Source organism: Streptomyces sp. URMC 124 (assembly GCF_051386455.1).
In the GTDB taxonomy this organism is placed as follows: Bacteria; Actinomycetota; Actinomycetes; order Streptomycetales; family Streptomycetaceae; genus Streptomyces.
In genome coordinates, this window is record NZ_JBPQTS010000037.1 from 22,754 (window position 1) to 48,608 (window position 25,855).

23 protein-coding genes and 1 pseudogene are annotated in these 25,855 nt (G+C 74.8%); 9 read left to right on the top strand and 15 right to left on the bottom strand.

Translation table 11 applies throughout. From position 1 onward, the window contains the following. The first annotated feature begins 175 nt into the window (after window positions 1–175). Together ACSNOG_RS10755 and ACSNOG_RS10760 are read left to right on the top strand one after the other, a co-directional pair. Window positions 176–1,036 (top strand): DeoR/GlpR family DNA-binding transcription regulator, encoded by an 861-nt coding sequence (locus ACSNOG_RS10755; RefSeq protein WP_436752356.1) that lies wholly within the window; start codon window positions 176–178, stop codon window positions 1,034–1,036. Between the two features lie 44 nt (window positions 1,037–1,080). Then, window positions 1,081–1,575, top strand: coding sequence for an SRPBCC family protein (locus tag ACSNOG_RS10760; protein WP_436752357.1), 495 nt, complete (start codon window positions 1,081–1,083; stop codon window positions 1,573–1,575). A 74-nt stretch (window positions 1,576–1,649) separates the two neighbouring features. Here ACSNOG_RS10760 and ACSNOG_RS10765 read toward each other — a convergent pair whose 3' ends face one another. After that, window positions 1,650–2,831, bottom strand: coding sequence for a PLP-dependent cysteine synthase family protein (locus tag ACSNOG_RS10765; protein ID WP_436752358.1), 1,182 nt, complete (start codon window positions 2,829–2,831; stop codon window positions 1,650–1,652). 133 nt (window positions 2,832–2,964) lie between these two features. Here ACSNOG_RS10765 and ACSNOG_RS10770 point away from each other — a divergent pair, with 133 nt between their 5' ends. Both ACSNOG_RS10770 and ACSNOG_RS10775 read left to right on the top strand, forming a co-directional pair. Continuing rightward, window positions 2,965–3,309: a hypothetical protein gene (locus ACSNOG_RS10770; RefSeq protein WP_436752359.1), complete on the top strand. Its 345-nt coding sequence runs from the start codon at window positions 2,965–2,967 to the stop codon at window positions 3,307–3,309. Between the two features lie 197 nt (window positions 3,310–3,506). Then, on the top strand, window positions 3,507–4,088 hold the full coding sequence (locus ACSNOG_RS10775) for an ATP-binding protein (RefSeq protein WP_436752360.1): 582 nt from the start codon (window positions 3,507–3,509) through the stop codon (window positions 4,086–4,088). 37 nt (window positions 4,089–4,125) lie between these two features. Here ACSNOG_RS10775 and ACSNOG_RS10780 read toward each other — a convergent pair whose 3' ends face one another. The 4 genes from ACSNOG_RS10780 to ACSNOG_RS10795 form a co-directional block, all read right to left on the bottom strand. Beyond that, window positions 4,126–6,708, bottom strand: a complete 2,583-nt coding sequence (locus ACSNOG_RS10780; protein ID WP_436752361.1) for an FtsX-like permease family protein — start codon at window positions 6,706–6,708, stop codon at window positions 4,126–4,128. Next, window positions 6,705–7,514, bottom strand: a complete 810-nt coding sequence (locus tag ACSNOG_RS10785) for an ABC transporter ATP-binding protein (protein WP_436752362.1) — start codon at window positions 7,512–7,514, stop codon at window positions 6,705–6,707. The genes ACSNOG_RS10780 and ACSNOG_RS10785 overlap by 4 nt, the downstream gene beginning before the upstream one ends. Continuing rightward, a complete protein-coding gene (locus ACSNOG_RS10790; RefSeq protein WP_436752363.1) occupies window positions 7,511–7,801 on the bottom strand; it encodes an SHOCT domain-containing protein in 291 nt (96 codons plus the stop codon). Before ACSNOG_RS10790 ends, ACSNOG_RS10785 begins: the two co-directional genes overlap by 4 nt. A gap of 220 nt (window positions 7,802–8,021) precedes the next feature. Continuing rightward, window positions 8,022–9,245: an ROK family protein gene (locus tag ACSNOG_RS10795; RefSeq protein WP_436752364.1), complete on the bottom strand. Its 1,224-nt coding sequence runs from the start codon at window positions 9,243–9,245 to the stop codon at window positions 8,022–8,024. Between the two features lie 17 nt (window positions 9,246–9,262). On the opposite strand from ACSNOG_RS10795, the gene ACSNOG_RS10800 reads away from it, so the two are divergent. After that, window positions 9,263–10,483: an MFS transporter gene (locus tag ACSNOG_RS10800; RefSeq protein ID WP_436752365.1), complete on the top strand. Its 1,221-nt coding sequence runs from the start codon at window positions 9,263–9,265 to the stop codon at window positions 10,481–10,483. 154 nt (window positions 10,484–10,637) lie between these two features. Next, entirely contained in the window at window positions 10,638–11,540 is a 903-nt protein-coding gene (locus tag ACSNOG_RS10805; protein ID WP_436752366.1) for a DUF2797 domain-containing protein, read from the top strand. A 13-nt stretch (window positions 11,541–11,553) separates the two neighbouring features. Here the strand turns inward: ACSNOG_RS10805 and ACSNOG_RS10810 are convergent, their stop codons facing one another. From ACSNOG_RS10810 to ACSNOG_RS10820, 3 genes and pseudogenes are all read right to left on the bottom strand, one after another. Continuing rightward, a complete protein-coding gene (locus tag ACSNOG_RS10810; RefSeq protein ID WP_436752374.1) occupies window positions 11,554–12,216 on the bottom strand; it encodes a response regulator in 663 nt (220 codons plus the stop codon). A gap of 5 nt (window positions 12,217–12,221) precedes the next feature. After that, window positions 12,222–13,505 carry a sensor histidine kinase gene (locus tag ACSNOG_RS10815; RefSeq protein WP_436752375.1) on the bottom strand — a complete coding sequence of 428 codons (1,284 nt, stop codon included), beginning with the start codon at window positions 13,503–13,505 and terminating at the stop codon, window positions 12,222–12,224. Window positions 13,506–13,970: 465 nt separating this feature from the next. After that, window positions 13,971–15,173 (bottom strand): annotated as a pseudogene (locus ACSNOG_RS10820) (geranylgeranyl reductase family protein); the annotation flags it as partial. 177 nt (window positions 15,174–15,350) lie between these two features. On the opposite strand from ACSNOG_RS10820, the gene ACSNOG_RS10825 reads away from it, so the two are divergent. After that, a complete protein-coding gene (locus ACSNOG_RS10825) occupies window positions 15,351–16,748 on the top strand; it encodes a dipeptidase (protein WP_436752367.1) in 1,398 nt (465 codons plus the stop codon). Window positions 16,749–16,898: 150 nt separating this feature from the next. On the opposite strand, the gene ACSNOG_RS10830 is transcribed toward ACSNOG_RS10825, so the two are convergent. Both ACSNOG_RS10830 and ACSNOG_RS10835 read right to left on the bottom strand, forming a co-directional pair. Further along, on the bottom strand, window positions 16,899–17,936 hold the full coding sequence (locus ACSNOG_RS10830) for an NUDIX domain-containing protein (protein ID WP_436752368.1): 1,038 nt from the start codon (window positions 17,934–17,936) through the stop codon (window positions 16,899–16,901). 174 nt (window positions 17,937–18,110) lie between these two features. Continuing rightward, a complete protein-coding gene (locus ACSNOG_RS10835) occupies window positions 18,111–19,082 on the bottom strand; it encodes an ROK family protein (protein ID WP_436752369.1) in 972 nt (323 codons plus the stop codon). A gap of 188 nt (window positions 19,083–19,270) precedes the next feature. Here ACSNOG_RS10835 and ACSNOG_RS10840 point away from each other — a divergent pair, with 188 nt between their 5' ends. Beyond that, the gene (locus ACSNOG_RS10840; protein WP_436752376.1) at window positions 19,271–20,260 is read left to right on the top strand and encodes a LacI family DNA-binding transcriptional regulator; all 990 of its coding nucleotides are present in this window, start codon (window positions 19,271–19,273) and stop codon (window positions 20,258–20,260) included. A gap of 7 nt (window positions 20,261–20,267) precedes the next feature. On the opposite strand, the gene ACSNOG_RS10845 is transcribed toward ACSNOG_RS10840, so the two are convergent. The 5 genes from ACSNOG_RS10845 to ACSNOG_RS10865 all read right to left on the bottom strand — a co-directional run bounded on the left by ACSNOG_RS10845 (window position 20,268) and on the right by ACSNOG_RS10865 (window position 24,805). Then, window positions 20,268–21,563, bottom strand: coding sequence for a DUF6986 family protein (locus ACSNOG_RS10845; protein ID WP_436752370.1), 1,296 nt, complete (start codon window positions 21,561–21,563; stop codon window positions 20,268–20,270). A gap of 202 nt (window positions 21,564–21,765) precedes the next feature. Continuing rightward, window positions 21,766–22,728, bottom strand: a complete 963-nt coding sequence (locus ACSNOG_RS10850) for an electron transfer flavoprotein subunit alpha/FixB family protein (protein WP_436752371.1) — start codon at window positions 22,726–22,728, stop codon at window positions 21,766–21,768. A gap of 57 nt (window positions 22,729–22,785) precedes the next feature. Further along, window positions 22,786–23,574 (bottom strand): electron transfer flavoprotein subunit beta/FixA family protein, encoded by a 789-nt coding sequence (locus ACSNOG_RS10855; protein ID WP_058042856.1) that lies wholly within the window; start codon window positions 23,572–23,574, stop codon window positions 22,786–22,788. Window positions 23,575–23,762: 188 nt separating this feature from the next. Further along, window positions 23,763–24,266 (bottom strand): flavin reductase family protein, encoded by a 504-nt coding sequence (locus tag ACSNOG_RS10860; protein ID WP_436752372.1) that lies wholly within the window; start codon window positions 24,264–24,266, stop codon window positions 23,763–23,765. A 212-nt stretch (window positions 24,267–24,478) separates the two neighbouring features. After that, the gene (locus ACSNOG_RS10865) at window positions 24,479–24,805 is read right to left on the bottom strand and encodes a TlpA family protein disulfide reductase (RefSeq protein ID WP_436752377.1); all 327 of its coding nucleotides are present in this window, start codon (window positions 24,803–24,805) and stop codon (window positions 24,479–24,481) included. Between the two features lie 327 nt (window positions 24,806–25,132). Here ACSNOG_RS10865 and ACSNOG_RS10870 point away from each other — a divergent pair. Next, window positions 25,133–25,855: lysophospholipid acyltransferase family protein (locus ACSNOG_RS10870; protein WP_436752373.1), on the top strand; the 723-nt coding region annotated here is incomplete at its 3' end.

Genomic DNA, 25,855 nt, shown 5'->3' on the forward strand with positions numbered 1-25,855 from the left:
GATCCCGGTGTGGTTTCGCTCCACCAGCATGGTGCCGGTAGGCACTGACAATCGGCCGCAACCGGGGGGCGAGGCCCAATCGTGATCCGACCGAACGGAGACGATCGCCGCCGCACGTCGCGTGGGAGGATGAGCGCGCACAACTGCCGGTGGCTGACCGGAAAGGACGGGCCGGGTGAGCGACAACCAGAATCTCCTGGCGGAGCAGCGGCGTGCGCTGATCCTCGACGAGGTCAGGAGGCGCGGTGGGGTGCGGGTCAACGAACTGACGCGCAGGCTCCACGTCTCGGACATGACGGTCCGCCGCGACCTGGACGCCCTGGCCCGGCTGGGCGTGGTGGAGAAGGTGCACGGCGGTGCGGTGCCGGTCGCGGAGGCGACGACGCACGAGCCGGGGTTCGAGGCGAAGTCGGCGCTGGAGCTGGCCGCCAAGGAGGACATCGCGCGGGCGGCGGCGCGGATGGCGCCGCCGGGCAGTGCGATAGCGCTGGCGGGCGGGACGACGGTGTTCGCGCTGGCCCAACGGCTCGTGGACGTACCGGATCTGACGGTGGTGACGAATTCGGTGCGGTCGGCCGACGTCTTTCACAGCGCGCAGCGGCCGGTGACGGCCGCGGGCCCGTCGGCTCGGCCGGGGGCGGCGACGGTGGTGCTGACGGGCGGTGTGCGCACGCCTTCGGACACGTTGGTGGGGCCCGTGGCGGACGCGGCGATCCGCTCCCTGCACTTCGACGTGCTGTTCATCGGGGTGCACGGCATCTCCGCGGAGGCGGGCCTGTCGACGCCGAACCTGGCGGAGGCGGAGACCAACCGGCACTTCGTGCGCTCGGCGCGGCGCGTGGTGGTGCTCGCGGACCACACCAAGTGGGGGACGGTGGGGCTCAGTTCGTTCGCGACGCTGGAGGAGGTGGACGCGCTCGTCACGGACGCGGGGCTGCCGGAGAGCGTGCGGCGGGAGATCGGCGAGCGGTTGCCGGAGCTCGTGGTGGCGGACGCTTCCGGGGACTCCACGACATGCGACGGCGCGCGGGGCTAAGGTATCCGCACCCGGCAGGCCGCCGACCCTTGGGGGTTGTCTCGATGGTGTACCGACTGCGCCCGGTGGGGCTGGACTTCGTCGCGAACGCACCGCTGCGGGTGGCCTTCGCCTGCCGCACGGCGGCCGCGCCGGAGGAGGTCTTCCGGGCCCTCGCACTGGACGTGCCGGGCTGGACGCGCTGGTTCCGCGCGGTGACGCTGGCGCGGCCGGTGCAGACGGCCGGACGCGAGGGCCGGGAAGTGCACCTGATGGGCGGGGCCCGCTTCATGGAGACGGTGATGGCGGCCGAGCCCTCGCACCGGTACGCGTACCGCGTCGACGTGACGAACGTGCCGGGGGTGCGGGCGATAGTGGAGGAGTGGCAGTTGCTGCCCTCGGGGTCGGGCACGGTCGTGCGGTGGACGGTGGCGCTGGACGCTCCCGCTGCGGTCCGCCTGATGGTGGCGCTGGCGCGGCCGGGGCTCCGGCACGCCTTCCGCGACGCGGTGCTGACGCTCGACCGGCGCCTGGCGGCGATGCGGGGCAGCACGCGCTGATCGCGGGCGCCCGGCACGGTGACGGGCAGCGGGCAGCGGGCAGCGGGGCGACCGGTGACGGGCGGCGGGCGGTGTCAGTCCGGCCAGTGTCCCGTGGCCAGGAACGTGTCGATGGCAGCGGCGTACGGCCCGGTGTCCAGGCCCTGTTCGGCGAGCCATGCGTCGGAGTAGTAGGTGTCGAGGTAGCGCTCGCCGGGGTCGCACAGGAGGGTGACGACGCTGCCCCGGGAGCCGTTGCCGGCCATCTCGGCGACGATCTTGAGGGCGCTCCACAGCCCGGTGCCGGTGGAGCCGCCCGCCCTGCGGCCGATGGCCTGCTCCAGGGCGCGGAGGGCGGCGATGCTCGCGGCGTCCGGGACCTTCATCATCCGGTCGATCACGCCCGGCATGAAGCTGGGTTCCATGCGCGGCCGGCCGATGCCTTCGATGCGCGAGCCGCGCTCGCCGGTCGCCGCCGGGTCGTGGTTCCGCCAGCCGTCGAAGAAGCAGGAGTACTCGGGGTCGGCGACGCAGATGCGGGTGTCGTACTGCATGTAGCGCACGTAGCGGGCGATGGTGGCGGAGGTGCCGCCGGTGCCCGCGGTGGCGACGATCCAGGCGGGCACGGGGTGGCGTTCGCGGCGCAGCTGGCTGTAGACCGATTCCGCGATGTTGTTGTTGCCGCGCCAGTCCGTGGCCCGTTCGGCGTAGGTGAACTGGTCCATGTAGTGGCCGCCGGAGCGCTCGGCGAGCAGGGCGGCCTCCGCGTACATCGTGCGGGGATCGTCCACGTAGTGGCACCGGCCACCGTGGAACTCGATGAGCCGGGCCTTCTCCCGGCTGGTGGTGCGCGGCATGACGGCCACGAACGGCACGCCGATCAGGCTCGCGAAATAGGCTTCCGAGACCGCTGACGAGCCGCTGGACGCCTCGACGACGGGGGCTTCGGGGCGGATCCAGCCGTTGCAGAGCCCGTGCAGGAAGAGCGAGCGGGCGAGGCGGTGCTTGAGGCTTCCCGTGGGGTGGGTGGACTCGTCCTTCAGATAGAGGTCGATGCCCCACTCCTCGGGCAGGGGGAAGCGCAGCAGGTGGGTGTCGGCCGAACGGTTCGCGTCGGCCTGCACCTTGCGGACGGCGTCCGCGAGCCAGGCGCGGTAGGCCGGATCGCTGCGGTCGACGTCGAGGGTGGGGGCGGGGGTGGGAGCGGTGCCTGCTGCGGAGGGGGACGGGCCCGGGTCCGCCCCGTCCGAAGCCCCCGGGTGCACGGTGCCGTTCACGCCGCTCCTCCCGTTCCATCCGGGCTCATGCGGAGCACTCGGACCTTTCGATCATAAATGGGCACTGGTGCGTGGGCCGCCTCACGGGCAGACTGCGCACGAGGCACACGAATCGGCCGGGGAGGCGGTTGGCGTGGCGGAGCCGGAGTTCACTGCGACCGGGGTGCGGATCGAGCGATCCCTTCGCTCGCTCACCCGGGCGGGCCAGGTCAAGATCAGGGACGGCAGGCTGGAGCTGCTCACCAGCTACGGCCGGGAGATCGACAGCGCCCCCCTGGGGTCGGTCCACGCGAGCAAGCCGTGGTTCTCCGGCCGGGACCGCGCCCGGGCGACCGTCAACGGCACGCGCTACCTGCTCACTCTGGGCCGTTCGGACGACGTGCCAGGGGGCGCACCGGACGAGGCGTCGGGGGAGGCCGCCGTCCGGCGGTTCCTGGAGGCCGTCCGCTCCGGGCGCCACGGTGACGCCAGGGGCTGAGGGTGCAGGAGTTGCACTTCCGGCTGTGGGAGTCGACCCTTGATTCGTACCAGCATCACTGAGGGTTCACCGGCGGCTACGCTCTGGACATCAGCCGCCGCCCGGCTCGGCAGCCGTCTCCGCCGGCCCGGCCCCAGCGCGTGCCAGAACGCCCTTCTGCATCAGGCTAGCCCTACTTCTTCCAGGGAGTCGCAGCCGTGATCAGCCGACCGAACAAGCACTGCACCGTAGAGCTACAGGCTCTTCCACCGCGGATCGGCCAGGTCCGCAGAATCGTATCTGCGCAATTGCGGTACTGGAATCTCGATCCGCTCATCGACCCCGCGGCGCTCTGCGTCACCGAGCTCCTGACCAACGTGCACCAGCACGCCGAACCCGACAAGCGCTGCACGGTCGAGATCGACCTCGTACTGGACCGGCTCACCGTCTCGGTCCGCGACCACGATCCGCGGCTGCCCCGCGTCGCGGACGCGGACGCGGGCAGCACCCACGGCCGCGGTCTCGCCCTGATCGCGGCCGTCAGCGACAGCTGGGGCGTGCAGGAACGCCACGACGGTGGCAAGGTCGTCTGGTTCTCGCTGCCCGTCCCCGAGCCGGCGGCCGCCGCCCGGCAGACCCGGGACGACCGCACCACCGTCACGTTCGAACAGCCCGTCCCGGCCCTCCCGCCGCTGGAGGAGCCCGCGTTCGAGAAGTCCACGTTCGAGGAGCCCGCCGCCGCCCGCCGGCCGGCCGCGGTGCTCGACCGCTCCCCCGTCCGCTCCGCCGTTCCCGGCTGACCGGACGGGGGTCCCCACCCGGACGGGTGCGCGGCGCTCACTCCGCCGCGACGGCGCGCAGCACGTCCAGGCGCGCCGCCCGCCGGGCGGGCCGCAGCCCCGCCAGCGCGCCGGCGGCCGACCCCGCCAGGGCGACCACCGCCAGACGCGGCACCGGCACCGAGAAGGCCGCGGTCCCCGTGGCCCGCACGAGGGCCCATCCGAGGAAGCCGCCGAGCACCAGACCGCCGGCCGTGCCGAACGCGGCGACCAGCACCGACTCCCAGCGGACCATCGCGCGCAGTTGCCCGCGGGTCTGCCCCACCGCCCGCAGCAGGCCCAGCTCGCGGGTGCGTTCGCGGACCGCGAGGGTCAGGGTGTTGGCGATGCCGAGCAGGGCGATGACCACCGCCAGGGCCAGCAGGGCGTAGACGAGAGTGAGCATCGTGTCGACCGTCTTCGCCGAGGAGGCCGCGTACTCCGCGCGGGTCTGGACCTCCGGACTGCCGTACGCGGCGGACGCCTTCTCCACGGCGGCCTTGCCGGCAGCGGTGGAGACGCCCTTGTTGAACGCGACGGCGACGACCCGGTCGGCGTCCCGGCCCCGGTGCGGGCTCCACGCCTCGCGGGAGAGGACGTAGTCGCCCACCAGGCTCCGCTCTCCGTAGACGGCCCGGACGGTGAAGCGCTGCTTGTGTCCGTCCACGAAGGCGACTTCGGTGGTGCTGCCCACCGTCCAGCCGCGCTTGTCCGCCTCGTCCCGCGAGACCGCGAGGCCGTCGGTGCCGAGGGCACCCGGCGCTCCGTCGACCGCCCCGAGGTCGAACACGGCGGTGAGGGCGGGGGGGTCGGCGACCGTGACCTGCCGGCCGCCGCCGTCCACGACGGCGACGCCCTTGCCCAGGCCCAGTGCGGTGCTCACCTCGGGCAGGCGGGCGAGGGCGGGTGCGAGCAGCGGGCTGAGCCCGCTGCCGCCCGCACCCAGCGCCGGGGCGCTGACGGCGACGTCCCCGGCGAAGGCGCGGCCGGTCGCCCGGTCCGTCGTCGCCTTCAACGAGGCGGTGAAGACGGTGAAGAGCGTGACGACGGCGACGCCGAGCACGAGGGCCATGGCCGTGGCCGCGGTGCGCCGGGGGCTGCGCAGGGCGTTGCGGCGCGCGAGCGAGCCGGTGAGTCCGCGCAGCCGGACGAGCGGACCGCCCAGTGCGCGGACCGCGAAGGACGAGACGACGGGCCCGAGGGCCACGAACGCCGCGAGGACCAGCAGGGCACCGGCCCCGGTGACCAGGACGGAGGGTGTTCCCGCGGCGCCGGCCGCGGTCAGGGCGACTCCGGCGAGGAGCAGGCCCGTGCCTGCGAGGGCGCGGGCGCGGGAGGCCGCGGAGTCGTCGACGGCCGCCTCGCGGAGTGCGGCCAGGGGTGCCGTCCGCCCGGCCCGTACGGCGGGCAGCAGTGCCGAGCCGAGGCAGACCAGCAGGCCGACGGCGGGCGGCAACAGCAGGGAGAGCCCGTCGATCACCAGGCTGCCCTGCGGGAAGGGGAACCCGACGGCGGGGAAGAGCGCCTGGAGCCCGGCGGCGATGCCGATGCCGCCCACGAGCCCGGCCGCCGAGGCGGCGGCTCCCACGGCGGCGGCCTCGGCCAGGGTGGCGGCCAGGAGCTGCCCGCGCGAGGCGCCGATCGCCCGCAGGAGCGCGTTGTCGCGGGTGCGCTGGGCGACGACGACGGCGAAGGTGTTGTGGATGCTGAAGGTGGCCACCAGCAGGGCGATTCCGGCGAACACCAGGAGCAGGGTCGTGAACAGCGACAGGAAGCCTCCGGAGATGGTGTCCCTGCTCTCGTCGGCCCACTCCTGTCCGGTGACGGCCTCGACTCCCGCGGGGAGGACGGGCTTCAGACGCTCGACGAGCTGATGCCCGTCGACGCCCGCGGCCGCGCGGACGCGGACCGCGGTGGCCCGGCCCGGCTGCGGGGTCAGGTACCTCTCCGCGTCGGCCCGGGTCAGGCCGGTGTACGTGGTCCGTCCGAGGCCGTCCTCGCCGCCCGCCGTCGCGATGCCCACGACCGTGACCGTCAGCGGGTCGGGGGTGCGCAGGACGGTGCGGTCGCCGATCCGCAGGCCCCCCTCCTCGGCGGCGCCGCGGTTGACGACCGCCTCCCCCGGGGCGGCGGGGGCGCGTCCGGCGGCGAGCCGGTAGGGGTTGAGCTGCGGGTCGTCGATCCAGTTGCCCGCCAGGGTGGGCGGGCCCTGTCCGCCCACGGGCTCGCCGTCGCGTCCGACGAGCTGCCCGGCGCCCTGGATCTCGGGCACGGCGGCGGCGACGCCGGGGACCTTCGCCAGGGACGACGCGAGGCCGGCGGGCACGGTGCGGCGGGTGCCCTGGCCGGCGTCGGGCGTGGTGATGACGTCGGCGCTGCGCACCACGGCGTCCGTGCCGGCCGCCGCGTCGGCGAAGAGGGTCGTGAAGGAGCCGCGCAGGGTGTCGCCCATGACGAGGGTTCCGCTGAGGAAGCCCACGCCGAGCAGGGCCGCGAAGAACGTACCCGCGAAGCGCCTCTTGTGCGTGCGCAGGGAGGCGGCGCCGAGGCGCAGGGCGGCGGCGAGGCCCTTCAGGCGCGCCGGTGCGGTGCCGGTGCTCATGACGGCACCTCCGCGCGGCCGGGGGCTCCCCGCCGGTCGAGGCTCTTGAGCCGGTCGAGGACGCTGTCCGCCGTGGGGTCGCTCAAGTGGCCTACGAGGCGCCCGTCGGCGAGGAAGACGACGTCGTCGGCGTGCGCGGCGGCGGCCGGGTCGTGGGTGACCATGACGACCGTACGGCCCATGGTGCGCACGGCGCGGCCGAGCAGGTTCAGCACCTCCTCGCCGGAGCGGGAGTCGAGGTTGCCGGTCGGCTCGTCGGCGAAAACGACGTCGGGGCGGCCTGCGAGGGCGCGGGCGACGGCGACGCGCTGCTGCTGGCCTCCGGAGAGTTCGCCGGGCCGGTGGTGCAGCCGGTCGCGGAGGCCGACGACGTCGATGAGGGCGTCGGTCCACTCGTCGTCGCCGCGGTCGCCGCGCCTGCCCGCGAGGTCGCGCGGCAGCGCGATGTTCTCGGCGACGGTGAGGGTCGGCACGAGGTTGAAGGCCTGGAAGACGAAGCCGATCCGCTCGCGGCGCAGCAGCGTCAGACGACGGTCGTCCAGCCCGCTCAGCTCGGTGTCACCGATGTACGCCGAGCCGGAGGTGAGGGTGTCGAGCCCCGCGGCACAGTGCATGAGGGTCGATTTCCCGGAGCCGGAGGGGCCCATGACGGCGGTGAAGCGGCCGGCGGGGAATTCGACGCTCACTCCGTCGAGGGCGGTGACGGCGGTGGGGGCGCCGCGCGTGGTGCCGCCATAGACCTTGACGGCGTCGACCACGCGCGCGGCGGGGGCCCGTACGGCGGGCGTGCGGTGCGGGGTGCTCATGCCGCACCGCGCTTGCCGGGCGTGCCGAAGTGCTCCTCGAGGACGGACACGCGCCGCCAGTACTCGTCCTCGTCGATCTCCCCGGCGGCGAAGCGGCGGCCGAGGACGGTCAGCGGCGAGTGCTCGGAGCGTGCCGGGCGCTGGTGCCAGGGAGCGCGTCCGCCACGCCACACGGTGCGGCGCAGGACGGTGACGACGCCGATGACCACGGCGGCCCAGACGAGGGGGAAGAAGAGGATCCAAGGGCCCGGGCCGCCGTCGGCCAGGGCGTGGGCGAGGGTGTTCATGAGAGGTGGCTCCTCGGTGGTGGCGGATGCCGGCGACGGGTTCGCCGCTCACCACCGAGCCTCGCCGTCGCGGGGCCCCCGGGTCGTCGTACGGGCGGCTGCCGTACGGCTGCCGCGCGGGGAGTACGCAGGGGTGGTGCGCGTACTCCGGGGCGTCGGACGTGGCCCCGCTTGCTGCGGGCGGCCACGCGCGCGCACGCGTGGCCGCCCGCAGCAGCCGTCAGCCGAGGGCCGCCAGCGGGTCGTCGAGGACGGGCTGCCAGGCGGCTTCGGCCGCGCCGATGAGGCTGTTGTAGTCGAGGGTGCAGGGCAGGATCGGCACGCTGCCGCTGCGGCCCCACAGGCTGCGGTCGGCGACGACGGCGCGCAGCCGCTCGGGATCGGCGTCCAGCAGGGCGCGGTGGAGTCCGCCGAGGATGATGCGGTCGGGGTTGAGGATGTTGACGAGGCCCGCGAGGCCGAGGCCGAGACGGTCGACGATCAGCTCGGCGGCGGTGCGCACGGACGGGTCGTCGTACTCCGTGCGGAGCAGGTCGCGGGCCTGCTGCAGGAGGGAGACCTCGGGGCCGGGGGTGCGGCCGGCCGCGGTGAGGAAGGCGAGCGGGTCCGTCTCGACGTCCAGGCAGCCGCGGCTGCCGCAGTGGCAGGGCAGGCCCGCGGGGTTGACGGTGAGATGGCCGACCTCCAGGGCGAGGCCCGAACTGCCGCTGTGCAGGCGGCCGTCGAGGACGAGCGCCCCGCCGACGCCGCGGTGGCCCGTGGCAACGCACAGCAGGTGCCGGGAGCCGCAGCCGGCGCCGTGCCGGTGTTCGGCGAGCGCGGCGAGGTTGACGTCGTTGCCGGTGGAGCCGGTGGCGGTGGCGCCGCCCGGGCCGGGGATCCCCGCCTTGGCCAGGGCGTCGGTGAACAGCTCGCGGACCGGGGCGCCGGCCGGCCAGGAAAGGTGGAGCGGGTTGAGGGCGGTGCCTTCCGGCTCGGCGACGGCCGAGGGGACGGCGAGGCCCGCGCCCAGGCAGCGGCGGCCGGTCTCGCGCAGCAGGCCGGCGCCGGCCTCGACCACGGCGTCGATGATGTGCGACGGGTCGGCGGGGACGGTCATGCAGCCCGGCGCGGTGGCGACCATCCGGCCACCGAGGCCGACGAGGGCGGCGCGGAAGCCGTCGGCGTGGATCTGTGCGGCGAGCACCACCGGCCCGCCGGGCGCGACGGACAGCCGGTGCGAGGGGCGGCCCTGGGATCCGGCCGCCGCCGCGGGCCGGGCGTCGACGGTGATCAGTCCGAGGGCCTCCAGCTCGGCGGCGACGGCACCGGCGGTCGCACGCGTCACCCCGAGTTCGGCGGTGAGCACCGCGCGCGTGGGGGCGCGGCCGGTGTGTACGAGCTCCAAGGCCGGGCCGAGGGCGCCGCGGCCCCGCTCCAAACGTGTTGTCCGAGTCTGGGTCACCCCCCTATTCTGACTTTGTGCCGACGCTAAACAAAATACGGACGGCCCTTCGGGGCGAACAGCGGCCGGCTCCGGCCGCGCCCGCCCTCCGCCGCCTCCGCATCGCCATCACCCTCTTCTTCGCCCTCGACGGCTTCCTCTTCGCCGGCTGGGTGGTCCGCATCCCCGCGATCAAGGAGCAGACCGGGGCGTCCGCGGGCGCCCTCGGCCTCGCGCTCCTCGGCGTGTCGGCGGGCGCGGTGGCCACCATGGTGCTGACCGGACGCATGTGCCGCCGCTTCGGGAGCCACCCGGTCACCGTCGCCGCCGCCGTGCTGATGTCCGCGGGGATCGCCCTGCCGCCCCTGACGCACTCGGCGCTCGCCCTCGGTCTGGTCCTGCTCGTCTTCGGTGCCGCCTACGGCGGCATCAACGTCGCCATGAACAGCGCCGCCGTCGATCTCGTCGCCGCGCTCCGCAGGCCCGTGATGCCGACCTTCCACGCCGCGTTCAGCCTCGGCGGGATGCTGGGCGCAGGGCTGGGCGGCCTCGTCGCCGGGCAGCTCTCCCCCACCCGCCACCTGCTGCTCCTGACCCTGATCGGGCTGGCCGTCACCGCGGTCGCCGGACGCATGCTCCTCGCGCACCCGGCGCCCCGGACCGAACGCGCCCGGCCCGCTTCGGCGCCGGACGGCACCTCCGGCGGACGAGGACGGCGGACGGTCGCCCTCTTCGGCGTGATCGCCCTGTGCACGGCCTACGGCGAGGGGGCGCTCGCGGACTGGGGAGCGCTGCACCTGCAGCAGGACCTCGGGGCCCGCGCGGGCGTCGCGGCCGCCGGCTACTCCGCCTTCGCGCTCGCCATGACCCTGGGCCGGCTGAGCGGCACCGTGCTGCTCGAACGCCTCGGCCAGACCACGACGCTCGTCGCGGGCGGGGCCGCGGCCGCCGCCGGCATGCTGCTCGGGTCGCTGGCTCCCTCGGTCTGGGCCGCCCTCGCCGGGTTCGCGGTCACGGGCCTGGGGCTGGCCAACATCTTCCCCGTCGCGGTCGGACGGGCCGGGGAGCTGGGCGGCCCGTCCGGCGTGGCCGCGGCCTCCACCTTCGGCTACGGCGGCATGCTGCTCGGGCCGCCGGTCATCGGCCTCGTCGCCGACGGGTCGTCCCTGCCCACGGCGCTCACCACCGTCGCGGTCCTCGCAGCCGTCGCCGCAGTGATCGCTTACGCGACCCGCCGCACGGTGGCCGGGGCCCACTGACACGACCGGGGTTCGCCGGTACGGCCGGGGTTCGCCGATACGGCCGGGCTCGCTGTTGCGGCGTGGCTCCCCCAGGCGGTCCGCCCGCCGGTGGGCGACGCGTTGTCAGTGGGGGCTGACACAATCCGAAGGGCATGGACGAAAGGGGTGGGCCATGAGCACCGAGCAGGGGGAATGGCGGTGCGGCGGGGTGCGCTGGGAGGCGGCCGGGCCGTCGCTGGCCTGGCTGCACTCCCTGCACGGCGAGCGCAGCACTCCGCTGCCCGCGGGGCGTCCGATCGCCTTCACCACCGGTGCCGCACGGCGGTGCGTCGGCGTCCGCAGGGCCGGCCGGCGCACGCCCTGCCCGACGGGCGCGGAGGTGACGGCGGGCGCGGTCTCGGCGCAGTGCGCGGAGTGCGCGCGGCTGGACCGTTCGCACTCGGTGGCGGCCGACACCGCTCTGGACGACCCCCGCCCGTACGACGTGTACCTGGCGTGGTCGGTGCCCGGAGCGGTCAAGGTCGGCATCACCGCGGCCGAGCGCGAGGGAGTGCGCCTGCTCGAACAGGGCGCGCTGTCCTACGCGCTGCTGGGGCGCGGGCCGCTGATGGCCGCCCGGCGCGCCGAGGCGGTGCTCGGCGCGGCGCTGTCCGTTCCCGACCGCATCCCCTACGCCGCCAAGCGGGCCGCCCGCTGCCCGGCGCCCGCCCAGGAGCTGCGGACGGCCGAGCTGGCCGCCCTGCACGCGCAGGCGTGCGGGCTGGGCACGCTGCCGGAATCGCTGACCGTGCTGCCCTTCGCCCCGGTGCACCACGACGCGGCCTTCCACCTCGGCCGGCTGCGGCCGGACTGCGGAACGGTCGTGCTCGCGCCCGGGCGCACGATATCGGGCGGCGTCGCCGCGGTGGCGGGGCCCGACCTGTATCTGGACGCGGCCGACGGCAGGCAACTGCTGGTGGACGGACGGCAGCTGGCCGGGTGGGCGCTCACCGCAGCCGCCCCCGGGGCGGCGACCACGGCGGAGGTGCGGGTGCGGCCGCCGTCCGGGACCGCCGGTCCGCAGGCCCTGTTCTGACGGGGCCGCTGTTTCAGCCCAGCCAGCCGGGCCGGACGAGCCCGCTCTCGTAGGCGAGGACGACGAGCTGGGCCCGGTCGCGGGCGCCCAGCTTGACCATGGCGCGGCTGACGTGGGTCTTGGCGGTCAGAGGGCTGACGACGAGCCTGCGCGCGATCTCCTCGTTGGACAGGCCGATGCCGACCAGCGTCATCACCTCGCGTTCGCGGTCCGTGAGCTCCGCGAGGCCCGGCGCCTCGGCGGGCTCCTTGGACCGCGCCGCGAATTCGGCGATCAGGCGCCGGGTCACGCCCGGCGAGAGCAGGGCGTCGCCGTGCACCACGGCCCGTACCGCACGCAGCAGTTCCTCCGGCTCGGTGTCCTTGACCAGGAAGCCCGAGGCGCCGGACCGGATGGCTTCGAAGACGTACTCGTCCAGTTCGAAGGTGGTGAGCATGATGACCTTCACGTCGGCCAGGGCCGGGTCCGCGGTGATCCGCCGGGTCGCGACGAGGCCGTCGAGGACCGGCATCCGGATGTCCATGAGGACGATGTCCGGGCGCAGGTCGCGCACGAGGGCGAGGGCCTGCTCGCCGTCGGCGGCCTCGCCGACGACGGCGATGTCGGGCTGGGCGTCCAGCAGTGCGCGAAAGCCCGCGCGGACGAGCAGTTGGTCGTCCGCGAGCAGCACGCGGATCTCGGTCACGACGTCTCCTTGCGCGAAGAGGTGAAGGGCAGCCGGGCCCGTACGCGGAATCCACCCTCCGGGCGGGGGCCCGCCTCCGCGGTGCCGCCCAGGGCCGCGGCCCGCTCGCGCATGCCGACCAGGCCGTTCCCGCCGCCCGTGACCGTACCCCTGCCCGTCCTCGTGCTCGTGCTCGTCCTCGTACTCGTGCCCGTGTCCGTGTCCGTGCCCGCGAGGGCGGGTCCCTCGTCGTCGACGGTCACTTCGAGGGCGTCGGGCCCGTAGCGCAGCCGGACCTCGGCCGTGCGGGAGCCGGAGTGCCGGACGATGTTGGTGAGGGCTTCCTGGACGATGCGGAAGGCCGCGAGATCGGCTCCCGGCGGCAGGGCCGTCCGCGGACCCTCGGCCGTGACCTGCACGTGGAGTCCGGCCGCGGCGGCCTGCCGGGTCAGCTCCTGCAGCCGGTCGAGCCCGGGGGCCGGGGAGCGGGGGGCGTCGCCGGGAGTGCGCAGGGTGTCGAGCACCTGGCGGACCTCGCCGAGCGCCTCCTTGCTGGCTGCCTTGATCGTGGTGAGCGCGGCCCTGGCCTGCTCCGGGTGGCTGTCGATGAGGGCGAGACCCACCCCGGCCTGGACGTTGATGACGGAGATGCTGTGCGCGAGGACGTCGTGCAGCTCGCGCGCGATGCGCAGCCGCTCCTCGTCGGCGCGGCGGCGCTCCTGCGCGGCGCGCTCGGCCCGGGCGTGCGCCCACTGCTCGCGCCGTACGCGCACGAACTCGGCCGCGCTGACGAGGGCGACGGCCCACGCCGCGGGCGCCCACTCCGCGCCCCAGGAGGCCGGCCCGTCACCGCCGGGCGGCAGCCACGGGTAGAGCAGGTGGGCGATGAGGAGGTGCCCGGCCCACAGCAGGCCGACGGCGCACCAGACGGCGCGGCGGCGCCCCGCGACGACCGCCGTGAAGCAGCTGACGGCGACGGAGGCGAACACCGGGCCGTAGGGGTAGCCGCCGCCGAGGTAGAGCGCGGTGACGAAGCAGGTACCGAAGACGGCGAGGGAGGGGTGGCGGTGGCGCAGGAGCAGGAAGGCCGGGCCGGCCGCGAGCAGCACCCGGGCGAAGGAGTCGAGCGGGGCCCGGTCGGGCTGGTTGAGCGCGGCGTAGTGGCTGCCGACCTGCTGGAGCCCGGCGACGGCGAGGGTGGAGGCCCAGGGCAGACGGCCCGCCGGGCGAGCGAGCCACCGCTCCCACCACGGCTCGGCGCCGCGCTCCCGCGCCCACGGCGCCCGTCTCTCGCTGCCCATACGGGCAAAGCTAGCCGGGGCCGCCGCCCGCCGCGTCGGCCGGACGCGGTGGGCGCGTCTACTCCGGCGGGAGTAGAACTCCTGTCGCACCACGCTCCGCGGCAAACGCCGCACGGCACTGGGGGCAACGCGCCACCCTCCGCCGCAACGACGATCAACCCGCGGCGGCAGAGTCCGGCGGTGCCCTACGAACCCATCGGGCCGGTCCGGCGCCGCCGGGCAGTCGCCCGGGGGATGATCGCCACCGCGGCGGATGGCGATCACGCCGGAAACCGCCCGCGCACCCCCGGCCCTCCGGCCGGTCCGCGGCGAACGCCGCACGGCGCCGAGGCCACACGCCCTCCCGCCGCAACGGCGATCAACCCGCGGCGGCGAAGTCCGGCAGTGCCGGACAAACCCCTCGGACCGGCCCGGCGCCGCCGGCAGCTCGCCGTGGCGGGTGCGGGTTGCGCCCGGGCACCGCTCGCGGCGGGCCACCGGGTGCGTGCGGACGATCTCCGCGAGCGTGGTCTGGCCGCGGGTGATCCTGGTGAAGGCGTGCCACGCCGGGCGGAAGCCGGTGATCGCGGCGTGCATCAGGCCGGGGCGGCGCTCGAAGAAGGCGAGCATGCGGCGGCCCACTCCCATCTCCACGCCCAGCCCGGCCTTGATGGCGAAGGCGTAGTTGAGGGCCTGGCGCCGGGCGTCGACCGCGTCCTGCGCCTCGCCGATGCGGACCGCCCACTCCCCCGCGAGCCGGCCCGAGCGCAGGGCGAAGGAGATGCCCTCGCGCGTCCACGGCTCCAGCAGGCCCGCGGCGTCGCCGCAGACGATGACGCGGCCGCGCGAGAGCGGGGAGTCGTCCGAGCGGCAGCGGGTGAGGTGACCGGAGGAGATGCTCGGCTCGAAGCCCGCGAGGCCGAGGCGGGCGATGAAGTCCTCCAGGTACCGCTTGGTGGCGGAGCCGTCGCCGCGGGCCGCGATCACACCGACGGTGAGGGTGTCGCCCTTGGGGAAGACCCAGCCGTAACTGCCGGGGATCGGGCCCCAGTCGAGGAGCACGCGCCCGGCCCAGTCCTCCGCGACCGTCGGGGGCACGGGGATCTCGGCCTCCAGGCCGAGGTCGACCTGGGCGAGCTTCACTCCCACGTGCGCTCCTATGCGCCCGGCGCTCCCGTCGGCCCCGACGACCGCGCGGGCGAGGACGGTCTCGCCGCTCGCGAGGACCACGGCGACGGTGCGCCGGTCGGGCACCGCCGGGCCGTGCTGCTCGACGCGCGAGACGGTCACGCCCGTGCGCACCTCCGCGCCGGCGTCCTTGGCGGCCTCGACCAGGGCGGCGTCGAACTCGGGCCGGTTGATGAGGCCGAAGAGCGTCCGCTTGGAGCGGCGCGTGCGCGTCAGCTTCCCGTTGAGGGAGAAGGTGACGGCGTGGACGCGGTCGCGCAGGGGAAGTTCGAAGCCGGGCGGCAGGGCGTCCCGCGAGGGGCCGATGATGCCGCCGCCGCACGTCTTGTAGCGCGGCAGCTCGGCCTTCTCCAGGAGCAGGACCCGGCGGCCCGCGGAGGCGGCGGCGTGGGCGGCGGAGGCCCCGGCGGGCCCGGCGCCCACCACCACGACGTCCCACACCGGCTCCCGCTCCCCGCCCGCGTCCCGCTCCGTGCCCTCGGCTGCGTTGTCGCTGCTCACCTGTGCTTCTACTCCCGCTCGATCACCGGCTACGGCTACCGCCCGCATCCTACGGCCAGCCCCTCGCGGTGCCGCCACGGGAAGGCCGTGGGCGCACCGGGCGGCGGGCGTGGGAGGATCGAACGGCACAATCGCCCATACGTACGGATACAACGCCGCGTCCACAAGGAGCGTTCCATGGAAGCGTCCCCGAACCACCAGCACCGGCCGGCTCCGGCCGCCCTGGCGGCGACCGTTGCCTCGCTGCAGTCCCGTGCCAGGACCGAACTGGCCGAGCTGGTGGCGTTCCGGTCGGTGGCGGACGAGGCGCAGTTCCCCAAGAGCGAGTGCGAGGCGGCGGCGGGCTGGGTGGCCGACGCCCTGCGCGCCGAGGGCTTCGAGGACGTCGCCCTGCTCGACACCCCCGACGGCACCCAGTCCGTCTACGGCTTCCTGCCCGGCCCGGCGGGCGCCCCCACCGTGCTGCTCTACGCGCACTACGACGTGCAGCCGCCGCTGGACGAGGCCGCCTGGCTCTCTCCCCCCTTCGAGCTGACCGAACGCGACGGGCGCTGGTACGGGCGCGGCGCGGCCGACTGCAAGGGCGGGGTGATCCTGCACCTGACCGCCCTGCGCGCGCTCAAGGAGAACGGCGGCGTCCCGGTCAGCGTGAAGATGATCGTCGAGGGCTCGGAGGAGCAGGGCACCGGCGGTCTGGAGCGCTACGCGACGGCGCACCCGGAGCTGCTGGCCGCCGACAGCATCGTCATCGGCGACGCCGGCAACTTCCGCGTGGGCCTGCCCACGGCCACCGCGACGCTGCGCGGCATGACACTCGTGCGCGTCAAGGTGGACACCCTGGAGGGCAACCTGCACTCCGGCCAGTTCGGCGGCGCCGCTCCCGACGCCCTGGCGGCCCTGATCCGCGTGCTGGACTCGCTGCGCGCCGAGGACGGCTCGACGACCGTGACCGGCCTGGAGGCCGAGGCGGCGGCGAGCTGGGAGGGCATGCAGTACCCGGAGGAGGACTTCCGCAAGGACGCCAAGGTCCTCGACGGCGTGGGGCTGATCGGCTCGGGCACCGTCGCCGACCGGCTGTGGGCGCGTCCGGCCGTCACCGTCCTCGGCATCGACTGCCCGCCCGTCATCGGCGCGACCCCCTCGGTCCACGCGGGCGCCCGGGCGCTGATCAGCCTGCGCGTGCCGCCGGGCACGGACGCGGCCGCGGCGACGAAGCTGCTGGAGGAGCACCTGAAGGCGGCGGCCCCGTGGGGCGCGCGCGTCGCGGTGGAGCAGATCGGCCAGGGGCAGGCGTTCCGCGCGGACACCGGCAGCCCGGCCTACGCGGCGATGGCCGACGCCATGCGCGTCGCCTACGAGGGCCAGGAGATGCAGATCTCCGGCATGGGCGGCTCGATCCCGCTGTGCAACACCCTCACGGCGCTGTACCCGGAGGCGGAGATCCTGCTGATCGGGCTGAGCGAGCCCGAGGCGCAGATCCACGCGGTCAACGAGAGCGTCTCGCCGGAGGAGCTGGAGCGGCTCTCCCTGGCGGAGGCCCTGTTCCTGGGCAACTACGCGGACAGCAAGCGCTAGCCCGTCCGGGCGGGTCGCCGGGCCCTGCCCTCGGTGGTTCGCCTGCGTTGCGACGGGCGCTCCTTCCCGCCGCGACGCAGGCGAACCCCGCGGGAGAGCCCAGGGAGGCGGAATCCGGGCTCCGGGGCTCGCGCACCGGAGCCCGTACGGTCACCCGACGGGGACCCCCGCTTCGAGGTTGAGGGGGCGTCCCTGCTCGCGGGCGCGCAGTGCCCAGCGCAGCCTGCTCAGCCGCACGGGCGGCAGCAGGGAGGCCGCCTCGCCCTCGGTGACGAACCGCCAGCCGCGCAGTTCGGCCCCGGGCAGCAGGAGCCGGCGGGCGTCGGCCCCGGCCAGCCGCCCGCCGTCGAAGAGGAACCGCAGGCCGCCGTAGCCGGGCGGCTTGGGCGGCTCCCAGTCGACGACCAGCAGGCGGGGGACCTCGGCGAGCTGGATGCCGATCTCCTCGGCCACCTCGCGCATCCCGGCGCGGGCGGGCGCCTCGCCGGGTTCGACCACGCCGCCGGGGAACTCCCAGCCCGGCTTGTAGGTGGGGTCGACCAGCAGGAAGCGGTCCTCCTCGTCGAAGAGGAGCACCCCGGCGGCGAGGGTCTCGGCCGTCGGCTCGGGGGTCTGCACGATGGCACACGCCCCCGCGGCGCCGCTGCGCACGGCGTCCGCGACCCGTTCGGCCGCCTCGCGCGGCGTCAGGTGGCCGGTCTCGACGGCGTAGGCGTCGGTACGGAGCCAGGGGAGCGCTTCGCGGTAGGGGGCGATGTGGTCCAGCGCCCACTGCCGGACGGACTCGCTGCGGTCGGGGTCGTCCGCGAATTCCTCGCGTCCTGCTATCCGTGCGCGCAGGATCGTTTCGTCGACAGCCAGCAGCACGTGCCGAACGGGTATGCGGCGTGCGGCGAGCCCGCCGAAGATCTCGTCCCGGTACTCCTGGCGCAGCAGGGTCATGGGGACGACGAGCACCCCGCCGACCTCGGCGAGCAGGGCGGCCGCCGCGTCGACGACCAGCCGCCGCCAGACCGGCAGGTCCTGGTAGTCGCCGACCTCGCCCAGTCTCTTGGGCGGCAGCAGGTGCTTCAGCGCCCCGCCGATCACCTCGGGGTCGTAGAGGGTGCTGTCCGGGATCAGCTCGGTCAGTTCCCTGGCCGTACTGGTCTTCCCCGCACTGAACGCGCCGTTCAGCCAGACGATCACGGTTCCCCCTTCTCCGTTGACCCCTGTGAAGTGCCCGGAACACCTTGCCACGGAAACGCGCGTGAAAGGCACGGTGCCGGGGGTCCTTGGGTCACCGGAAGGGGCGGGCCCCCACGGGGGCTTCCGGCTGCGTCCATCACGGCATCGGCGTCTACTGCCGCTGTCCGGCGCGTTCTACGCCGGGCCGGTCTCCCGCCCGGTCCACAGCCCCAGTTGCTGCGCGGCCGCGGCCGCGGCCCCCACCAGCCCCGCGTCGGAGCCCAGTTGGGCGGGCAGCACCTCGATGCCCGCCGCGAACGACAGCGTCGCGTAGTCGCGCAGGCGCGCGCGCAGCGGGGCGAACAGGACGTCCCCCGCGCCCGCCACGCCGCCGCCTATGACGGCGACTTCGACCTCGACCAGCGTCGCGGTCGCGGCGATGCCGGCGGCCAGCGCCCGGGCGGCCCGTTCGAAGGACGCGCGGGCGACGGCGTCCCCGGCCCGGGCCGCCGCGGCGACGGCCGCCGCGCTCCGGTCGCCGTCCGGCCCCGGGAGCCAGCCGGCGTCCAGCGCGCGGCGGGCGATGTTGGGCCCGCTGGCGATGCGTTCGACGCAGCCGCGGGCGCCGCAGGGGCAGGGGTCGCCGTCGAGGTCGACGCTGATGTGCCCGATGTGGCCCGCGTTCCCGGTGGGGCCGGGGTGCAGGCGCCCGCCCAGGACCAGACCGCCGCCGACGCCGGTGGAGACCACCATGCACAGGGCGTTCGCCCGCCCCCGGGCCGCGCCCTGCCAGTGCTCGGCCGCGGTCATCGCGACGCCGTCGCCGACGAGCACCACCGGCAGGCCGTCCGCCCGCCGCGCCACCTCGGCGACCAGGGGGTAGTCCCGCCAGCCGGGGACGTTGACGGGGCTGACGGTCCCGCGGGACGCGTCCACCGGCCCCGCACTGCCGATGCCCACGGCCCGTACGCGCCCCCACTGCTCCGCGCGCCCGAGTTCCTCCAGCACCGCGGCCACCGCGCCCATCACGGTGGCGCCGTCCTCGCGCGCGGGGGTCGGCCGCTGCGCGCGGGCCAGCAGCCGGCCGCGGTCGTCCACCAGCGCACCCGCGATCTTGGTGCCGCCGATGTCGAGGGCTGCGACAAGCTCGGCGAAGTCGGTGCGCATGGGGACGATCTCTCCTGGTGGGGCAGGGGTGCGGGCTCTGCGGACGCCAGTCTCTCCGGATCTGACAACGTTGTCTAGGCTCTATGCTCGACGTCACCCCGCACCGGCCCCTGTAAGGACGAGCACCCGTGTCGAGCAGCGCCCAGCCCGCCCGCAGCCCCTCCTCCCGATACGGCGCCCGCCCGACGATGAAGGACGTGGCGGCCCGCGCCGGCGTCGGTCTGAAGACCGTCTCCCGGGTGGTGAACGGGGAGCCGGGCGTCACTCCCGACACCGAGCGGCGCGTGCAGGACGCGATCACGGCCCTGGGCTTCCGGCGCAACGACAGCGCCCGCATCCTGCGCAAGGGCCGCACCGCCTCCATCGGGCTCGTCCTCGAAGACCTCGCCGACCCCTTCTACGCGCCCCTGAACCGGGCCGTGGAAGAGGTCGCCCGCGCCCACGGCGCCCTGCTCATCAACGGCTCCAGCGCGGAGGACCCGGAGCGCGAGCGGGAGCTCGCGCTGGCCTTCTGCGCCCGCCGGGTCGACGGTCTGATCATCATCCCGGCCGGCGACGACCACCGCTACCTGGAACCGGAGATCGCGGCGGGCATCGCCACGGTCTTCGTCGACCGGCCGGCCGGACGGACGGAGGCCGACGTCGTGCTCTCCGACAGCTTCGGCGGCGCCCGCGAGGGCGTCGCCCACCTCGTCGCGCACGGCCACCGCCGCATCGGCTTCATCGGTGACCGCCCGCGCATCCACACCGCCACCGAGCGGCTGCGCGGCTACCGCGCCGCCATGGCCGCCGCCGGCCTGCCCGTGGACGAGTCCTGGGTGTCCCTGGGGCCCACGACCCCCGAGCGCGTGCGCGCCGAGGCGGAGCGGATGCTCTCCGGGCCCCAGCCGGTGACCGCGCTCTTCACCGGCAACAACCGGGTGACGGCCACGGTCGTGCGCGTCCTGGCCCGGTCGCCCCGCCCGGTCGCCCTCGTGGGCTTCGACGACCTCGAACTGGCCGACCTGCTCTCCCCCGGCGTCACCGTCGTCGCCCAGGACGCCGCCCGGCTGGGCCGCACCGCCGCCGAGCGGCTCTTCCGCAGGCTGGACGGAGTGGCGGAGCCGCCGCAGCGGGTGGAGCTGCCGACCCGTCTGATCGTCCGCGGCTCGGGCGAACTGCCCCCCGCAGAGGGCTGACGGAGCCTCAGCCACCGGGGCGGACGTTCGGACCGCCCCGCCCCGCGAGCTCCTCCAGGCCGTCGCGGCCCAGGCCCGTCAGGGCCGTCACCTCCGCCGCGTCCACGGCGCCGCAGTCCAGGCCGCGCAGCAGATGGCCGCTGAGCGCCCGCGCCGTGGCGGGCTCGTCGAGGACGTCGCCGCCGCAGCGGTTGACGTAGGCGTCCAGGCGGGCGGCGGCGCTCTCCAGGCCCTCGCGGTAGAAGGCGTACACCGCGGCGTAACGGGTGGGCAGATGGGCCGGGTGCATGTCCCAGCCCTGATAGTAGGCGCGCGTCAGCGAACGGCGCACCAGGCCGTAGTGGAGCCGCCAGGCGGCGTGCACCTGAGGGGTGGGGCCCACGGGCAGGACGTTGGTCGAGCCGTCGGAGACGCGGACGCCGGTGCCCGCCGCGGCCACCTGCATGACGGCTTTTGCGTGGTCGGCCACGGGATGGTCGGGCGACTGGTGCGCGGCGCCGACCCCGCAGGAGGCGCTGTAGTCGAAGGTGCCGTAGTGCAGCGATGTCGCGCGGCCGCCCGCCGCGTCGATCATCCGGGCGACGGTGGTGCGCCCGTCGGCCCCCAGGATCGCCTGGGTGGTCTCTATCTGTATCTCAAAGCGGATCCTGCCGTGCTCGAGCCCGCGCGCCTTCTCGAACTCCCCGGCGAGCTCGGCCATGGCGGCCACCTGCTCGGCGTAGCTGACTTTGGGGAGGGTCAGGAGCAGCCCTCCGGGCAGCCCGCCCGCCTCCATCAGGCCGGTGAGGAAGATGTCGAGGGTGCGGATGCCGCGGTCCCGGACGGCGGCCTCCATGCACTTCATGCGGATGCCCATGAAAGGCGCCGCGGTGCCGTCCTCGTACATCCCGGCCACCAGCCGCGCCGCCCGGGCGGCCGCCGCGTCCTCCTCGTCGTCGGGGCGCGGGCCGTAGCCGTCCTCGAAGTCGATGCGGAGGTCCTCCACGGGCTCCCGGCGCAGCTTGGCGCGCACGCGGTCGTGGACGGGGCCCGCGAGGGCCTGGGGCAGGCCCAGGACGGCGGCGAGGGAGGCCGCGTCGGGCGCGTGCTCGTCGAGGGCGGCGAGCGCCCGGCCGCCCCAGAAGCGGAGGGTGTCGGCGGCGAAGACGTCGGCGGGGACGTAGACGGTGTGGACGGGCTGGCGGGTGCCGGGGTCGCCGGGGTAGCGGCGCGCGAGCTCGGCGTCGACGCCCGCGAGGGAGGCGCCGATGCGCTCCCCCACGGCGCTCGCGAAGGTCGTCGCGACCGTCCGGTGCTGTCCCATTGCACACCCCTCCGCGCAGCCTGTCCGGCCTGCGCCGGAAGGCACCCCCACCCCACGGAACCGATCGTCCGTGCGGGCGAAGGTATCGACGGCCCGGCGGCGGGTCAACAGGCCCGCGGCGCCGGCCGGGAGAGCGGCCCGCACACGACGGAGCCCCCGCACGCGATGCGTGCGGGGGCCCGGCACGGTGGTGCCTGCGGGGTCAGCCCTTGCGGGTCTTGACCTCGTCGGTCAGCTGCGGGACGACCTCGAAGAGGTCGCCGACCACGCCGTAGTCGACCAGGTCGAAGATCGGGGCCTCGGCGTCCTTGTTGACGGCCACGATGGTCTTCGAGGTCTGCATGCCGGCGCGGTGCTGGATGGCGCCGGAGATGCCCGCCGCGATGTACAGCTGCGGCGAGACGGACTTGCCGGTCTGGCCGACCTGGTTGGTGTGCGGGTACCAGCCGGCGTCCACGGCGGCGCGGGAGGCGCCGACGGCCGCGCCGAGCGAGTCGGCCAGGGCCTCGATGATCGAGAAGTTCTCGGCGCCGTTGACGCCGCGGCCGCCGGAGACCACGATCGCGGCCTCGGTCAGCTCGGGGCGGCCGGTCGACTCGCGCGGGGTGCGGGAGACGACCTTGGTGCCGGTGGACTTCTCGCCGAAGGAGACGGCGAGCTGCTCGACCGTGCCGGCGGCCTGGGCGGCCTCCGGAGCGGCGGAGTTGGGCTTGACGGTGATGACCGGGGTGCCCTTGGTGACGCGGGACTTGGTGGAGTACGAGGCCGCGAAGACGGACTGCGTGGCCACCGGGCCCTCGTCGCCGGCCTCCAGGTCGACGGCGTCGGTGATGATGCCGGAGCCGATGCGGACCGCGAGGCGGGCCGCGATCTCCTTGCCCTCGGCGGAGGACGGCAGCAGCACGGCGGCCGGCGAGACGGCCTCGTAGGCGGCCTGCAGCGCGTCGACCTTCGGCGCGACGAGGTAGTCGGCGAACTCGGACGCGTCGGCCGCGAGGACCTTCACTGCGCCGTACTCGCCGAGCACGGCGGCCGCGGCGTCGGCACCGGCGCCCAGGTGCACGGCGACGGGCTCGCCGATGCGGCGGGCGAGGGTGAGCAGTTCGAGGGTGGGCTTGCGGACGGCGCCGTCCACGTGGTCGACGTAGACGAGGACTTCAGCCATGGCGTTGCTCCTGCGGAAAAAGTGGGGCGGGTGACGGTTCGTTCGGGATCAGAGAGCTCAGATGAACTTCTGGCCCGCGAGGAACTCGGCGAGCTGCTTGCCGCCCTCGCCCTCGTCCTTGACGACGGTGCCGGCCGTGCGGGCCGGGCGCTCCGTGGCCTCGTCGACCTTGGTCCAGGCGCCCTCCAGACCGACCTCCTCGGCCTCCAGGCCGAGGTCGGAGAGGTCCAGGGACTCGACCGGCTTCTTCTTGGCCGCCATGATGCCCTTGAAGGACGGGTAGCGGGCCTCGCCGGACTGGTCGGTCACGGAGACGACGGCCGGGAGGGAGGCCTCCAGCTGCTCGCTGGCGGCGTCGCCGTCGCGGCGGCCGGTGACCTTGCCGTCCTCGACCTTGACCTCGGAGAGCAGGGTGACCTGCGGGACGCCCAGGCGCTCGGCGAGCATCGCCGGGACGACGCCCATGCCGCCGTCGGTGGAGGCCATGCCGGAGACGACCAGGTCGTAGCCGACGTGCTCCAGGGCCTTGGCCAGCACCAGCGAGGTGCCCAGGGCGTCGGTGCCGTGGAGGTCGTCGTCCTCGACGTGGACGGCCTTGTCCGCACCCATGGAGAGCGCCTTGCGCAGCGCGTCCTTGGCGTCCTCGGGGCCGACGGTCAGGACGGTGATCTCCGCGTCGTCGTCGGCCGCCTCCTTGATCTGCAGCGCCTGCTCGACCGCGTACTCGTCGAGCTCCGAGAGCAGGCCGTCCACGTCGTCGCGGTCGACGGTCAGGTCTTCGGCGAAGTGCCGGTCGCCGGTGGCGTCGGGCACGTACTTCACAGTGACAACGATCCTCAAGCTCACGCCGGCTCTCCTACTGCATCGTCTCTTCGTAGCTGCCTTGGCAGGCAGCATAGGCGCCTTGTGGGGCGGATTCCGTCCGTGGCGGGCCGCGCCTCGAACGGAATGTTACTCGTCAGTACAGCGACCTGTTCACCCGGGCGCAAGGCCGGTCGGCTGTGATCTGTCCAACGCGGGAAACGCGGGACGTCTCAGTCCCGCAGACCGTTGAAGCGTCCCTGGTGGTAGACGAGCGGACGGCCCGCGCCCGCAGAGTCGCCCGCGACGACCTCGGCGAGCACGACCCGGTGGTCCCCGGCGGGCACGCGGGCCACCACGCGGCACACCAGCCAGGCGAGAACGCCGTCCAGCAGCGGCACGCCCTGCGGTCCGGGGCGCCAGCTCGTGGGCGCGGCGAAGCGGTCGGCGCCGCTGCGCGCGAAGGTCGCGGCCAGCTCCCGCTGGTGCTCGCCGAGTATGTGCACGCCGACGTGTTCCGCCTCGGCGAGGACGGGCCAGCTCGAGGAGCCGGTGCCCGCGCCGAAGGAGACCAGCGCGGGCTCCGCGGCGACGGACGTCAGCGAGGTGGCGGTGAAGCCGACCGGGCGCGTGCCCTGCGCCGTGATCACGGCGACGCCGGCCGCGTGCCGGCGGAAGACGGAGCGCAGCAGGTCGGGGGCGGCGAGGGAGGTGCCGAGCCCGGGGATGGCCGTCATGGAACTGTCCTTCTCCTGGGGGGTCGTGCCGATCCGAACGGTCATCACGGTGCTCACGCGCTCGGACGGCACGCGCTCGCCGTCCGCAGCGGGCCGGCGTGCGCACGTCCGTGGAGAAACGGTCCTGGCCACATCACGTCACACTGACGATCCGCGGTGCGGAGCGTCAAGGGCGGCCCGGGAGATGGGAGAGGGATCACGGTCACAAGGGCTCATACCGCCGCACCGAGCGCCGCGATGACGTCGGCCTTGCGGGGCTGCCCGGCCGCGCGGCGCACGATACGGCCGGCGGCGTCGAGGACGAGGACGGTGGGCGTCGCGGTGATCTCCAGGGCCCGTACGAGGGCGAGGTGCGCCTCCGCGTCGACCTCGACGTGGGCGACCCCGCCGACCATGGCCGCGACCTGCTCCAGCGTGCGCCTGGTCGCCCGGCAGGGCTGGCAGAAGGCACTGGAGAACTGCACGAGCGTCGCGCGCTCCCCCAGCTCCGCGCCGATGTCGGCGGCCTCCAGCCGCAGTCCGTCGTCGCCCTCGCGCAGCACTCCCGGCCCCTCTTTCTCCTGTGTCGTCCCCCGGTGCAGCGCCCCGGGCGCCGCAGAAAATTCCGCCGCGCCACCGGCGGTTTCCGGCCTACGTGATGAGGATCTCCCGGCCGCCGGGCCGTCCTCGCTGGCCCCGGGCCGGGCATTCGGGCACGATCTGGCAGAAGCCACACCCTACGGCCGCGTAACTTGGGCGGTACACCGGCGTCCGGCACCTCGGCAGGACACCGGCGGCAGACCCGCAGCGCACTCAGTAGTACACAGCAGCACAAGCAGCACTTCAGCCGGGAGTCCCCTCCCCAGGCCCGGAAGGAACCTCCCCCGATGGCAGAGCTCGTCTACCCCCCGGTGATCGGCGTCGCCCGCACCATGTTCAAGGCGCTCGACCTGCGCTTCGACATCCAGGGAACCGAGCACGTCCCGGCACGGGGCGGGGCGGTCCTGGTGAGCAACCACATCGGCTACCTCGACTTCGTCTTCTGCGGCCTGACCGCCCGCCCCGCCAAGCGGCTGGTGCGGTTCATGGCGAAGGAGTCCGTCTTCCGGCACAAGGTGTCAGGGCCGCTGATGCGCGCGATGAAGCACATCCCCGTGGACCGCGCGGCCGGCATGGACGCCTACAAGCACGCGCTCTCGGCGCTGCGCTCGGGCGAGATCATCGGCGTCTTCCCGGAGGCGACGATCTCCCAGTCGTTCACGCTCAAGAACTTCAAGTCCGGCGCGGCCCGCCTCGCGCAGGAGGCCGGGGTGCCGCTGCTGCCGATGGCGCTGTGGGGCACCCAGCGGCTGTGGACCAAGGGCCACAAGCGCGACCTGGGCCGCAACCACGTGCCGATCACGATACGGGTCGGCGAGCCGATGGCCGCCGACCCGGCCGAGCACGCGGACACCGTCACCGACCGGGTGCGCTCGCGGGTGCAGGACCTGCTGGAGGCGGCCCAGCGCGCTTATCCCGTGCGCCCCAAGGACGCGAACGACACCTGGTGGATCCCGGCCCACCTCGGCGGCACGGCGCCCGAGCCGTGCGCGGCGGCCGCCGAGGTGGGC

Bases quoted from the DNA above. Each gene is read 5' to 3' on its own strand.
- ACSNOG_RS10845 (WP_436752370.1), bottom strand. From the start codon at position 21,563: ATGGGACAGCACCGGACGGTCGCGACGACCTTCGCGAGCGCCGTGGGG.
- ACSNOG_RS10790 (WP_436752363.1), bottom strand. From the start codon at position 7,801: ATGAACACCCTCGCCCACGCCCTGGCCGACGGCGGCCCGGGCCCTTGG.
- ACSNOG_RS10835 (WP_436752369.1), bottom strand. From the start codon at position 19,082: ATGCGCACCGACTTCGCCGAGCTTGTCGCAGCCCTCGACATCGGCGGC.
- ACSNOG_RS10780 (WP_436752361.1), bottom strand. From the start codon at position 6,708: ATGAGCACCGGCACCGCACCGGCGCGCCTGAAGGGCCTCGCCGCCGCC.
- ACSNOG_RS10840 (WP_436752376.1), top strand. From the start codon at position 19,271: ATGAAGGACGTGGCGGCCCGCGCCGGCGTCGGTCTGAAGACCGTCTCC.
- ACSNOG_RS10785 (WP_436752362.1), bottom strand. From the start codon at position 7,514: ATGAGCACCCCGCACCGCACGCCCGCCGTACGGGCCCCCGCCGCGCGC.
- ACSNOG_RS10860 (WP_436752372.1), bottom strand. From the start codon at position 24,266: ATGACGGCCATCCCCGGGCTCGGCACCTCCCTCGCCGCCCCCGACCTG.
- ACSNOG_RS10815 (WP_436752375.1), bottom strand. From the start codon at position 13,505: ATGGGCAGCGAGAGACGGGCGCCGTGGGCGCGGGAGCGCGGCGCCGAG.
- ACSNOG_RS10805 (WP_436752366.1), top strand. From the start codon at position 10,638: ATGAGCACCGAGCAGGGGGAATGGCGGTGCGGCGGGGTGCGCTGGGAG.
- ACSNOG_RS10825 (WP_436752367.1), top strand. From the start codon at position 15,351: ATGGAAGCGTCCCCGAACCACCAGCACCGGCCGGCTCCGGCCGCCCTG.
- ACSNOG_RS10850 (WP_436752371.1), bottom strand. From the start codon at position 22,728: ATGGCTGAAGTCCTCGTCTACGTCGACCACGTGGACGGCGCCGTCCGC.
- ACSNOG_RS10760 (WP_436752357.1), top strand. From the start codon at position 1,081: ATGGTGTACCGACTGCGCCCGGTGGGGCTGGACTTCGTCGCGAACGCA.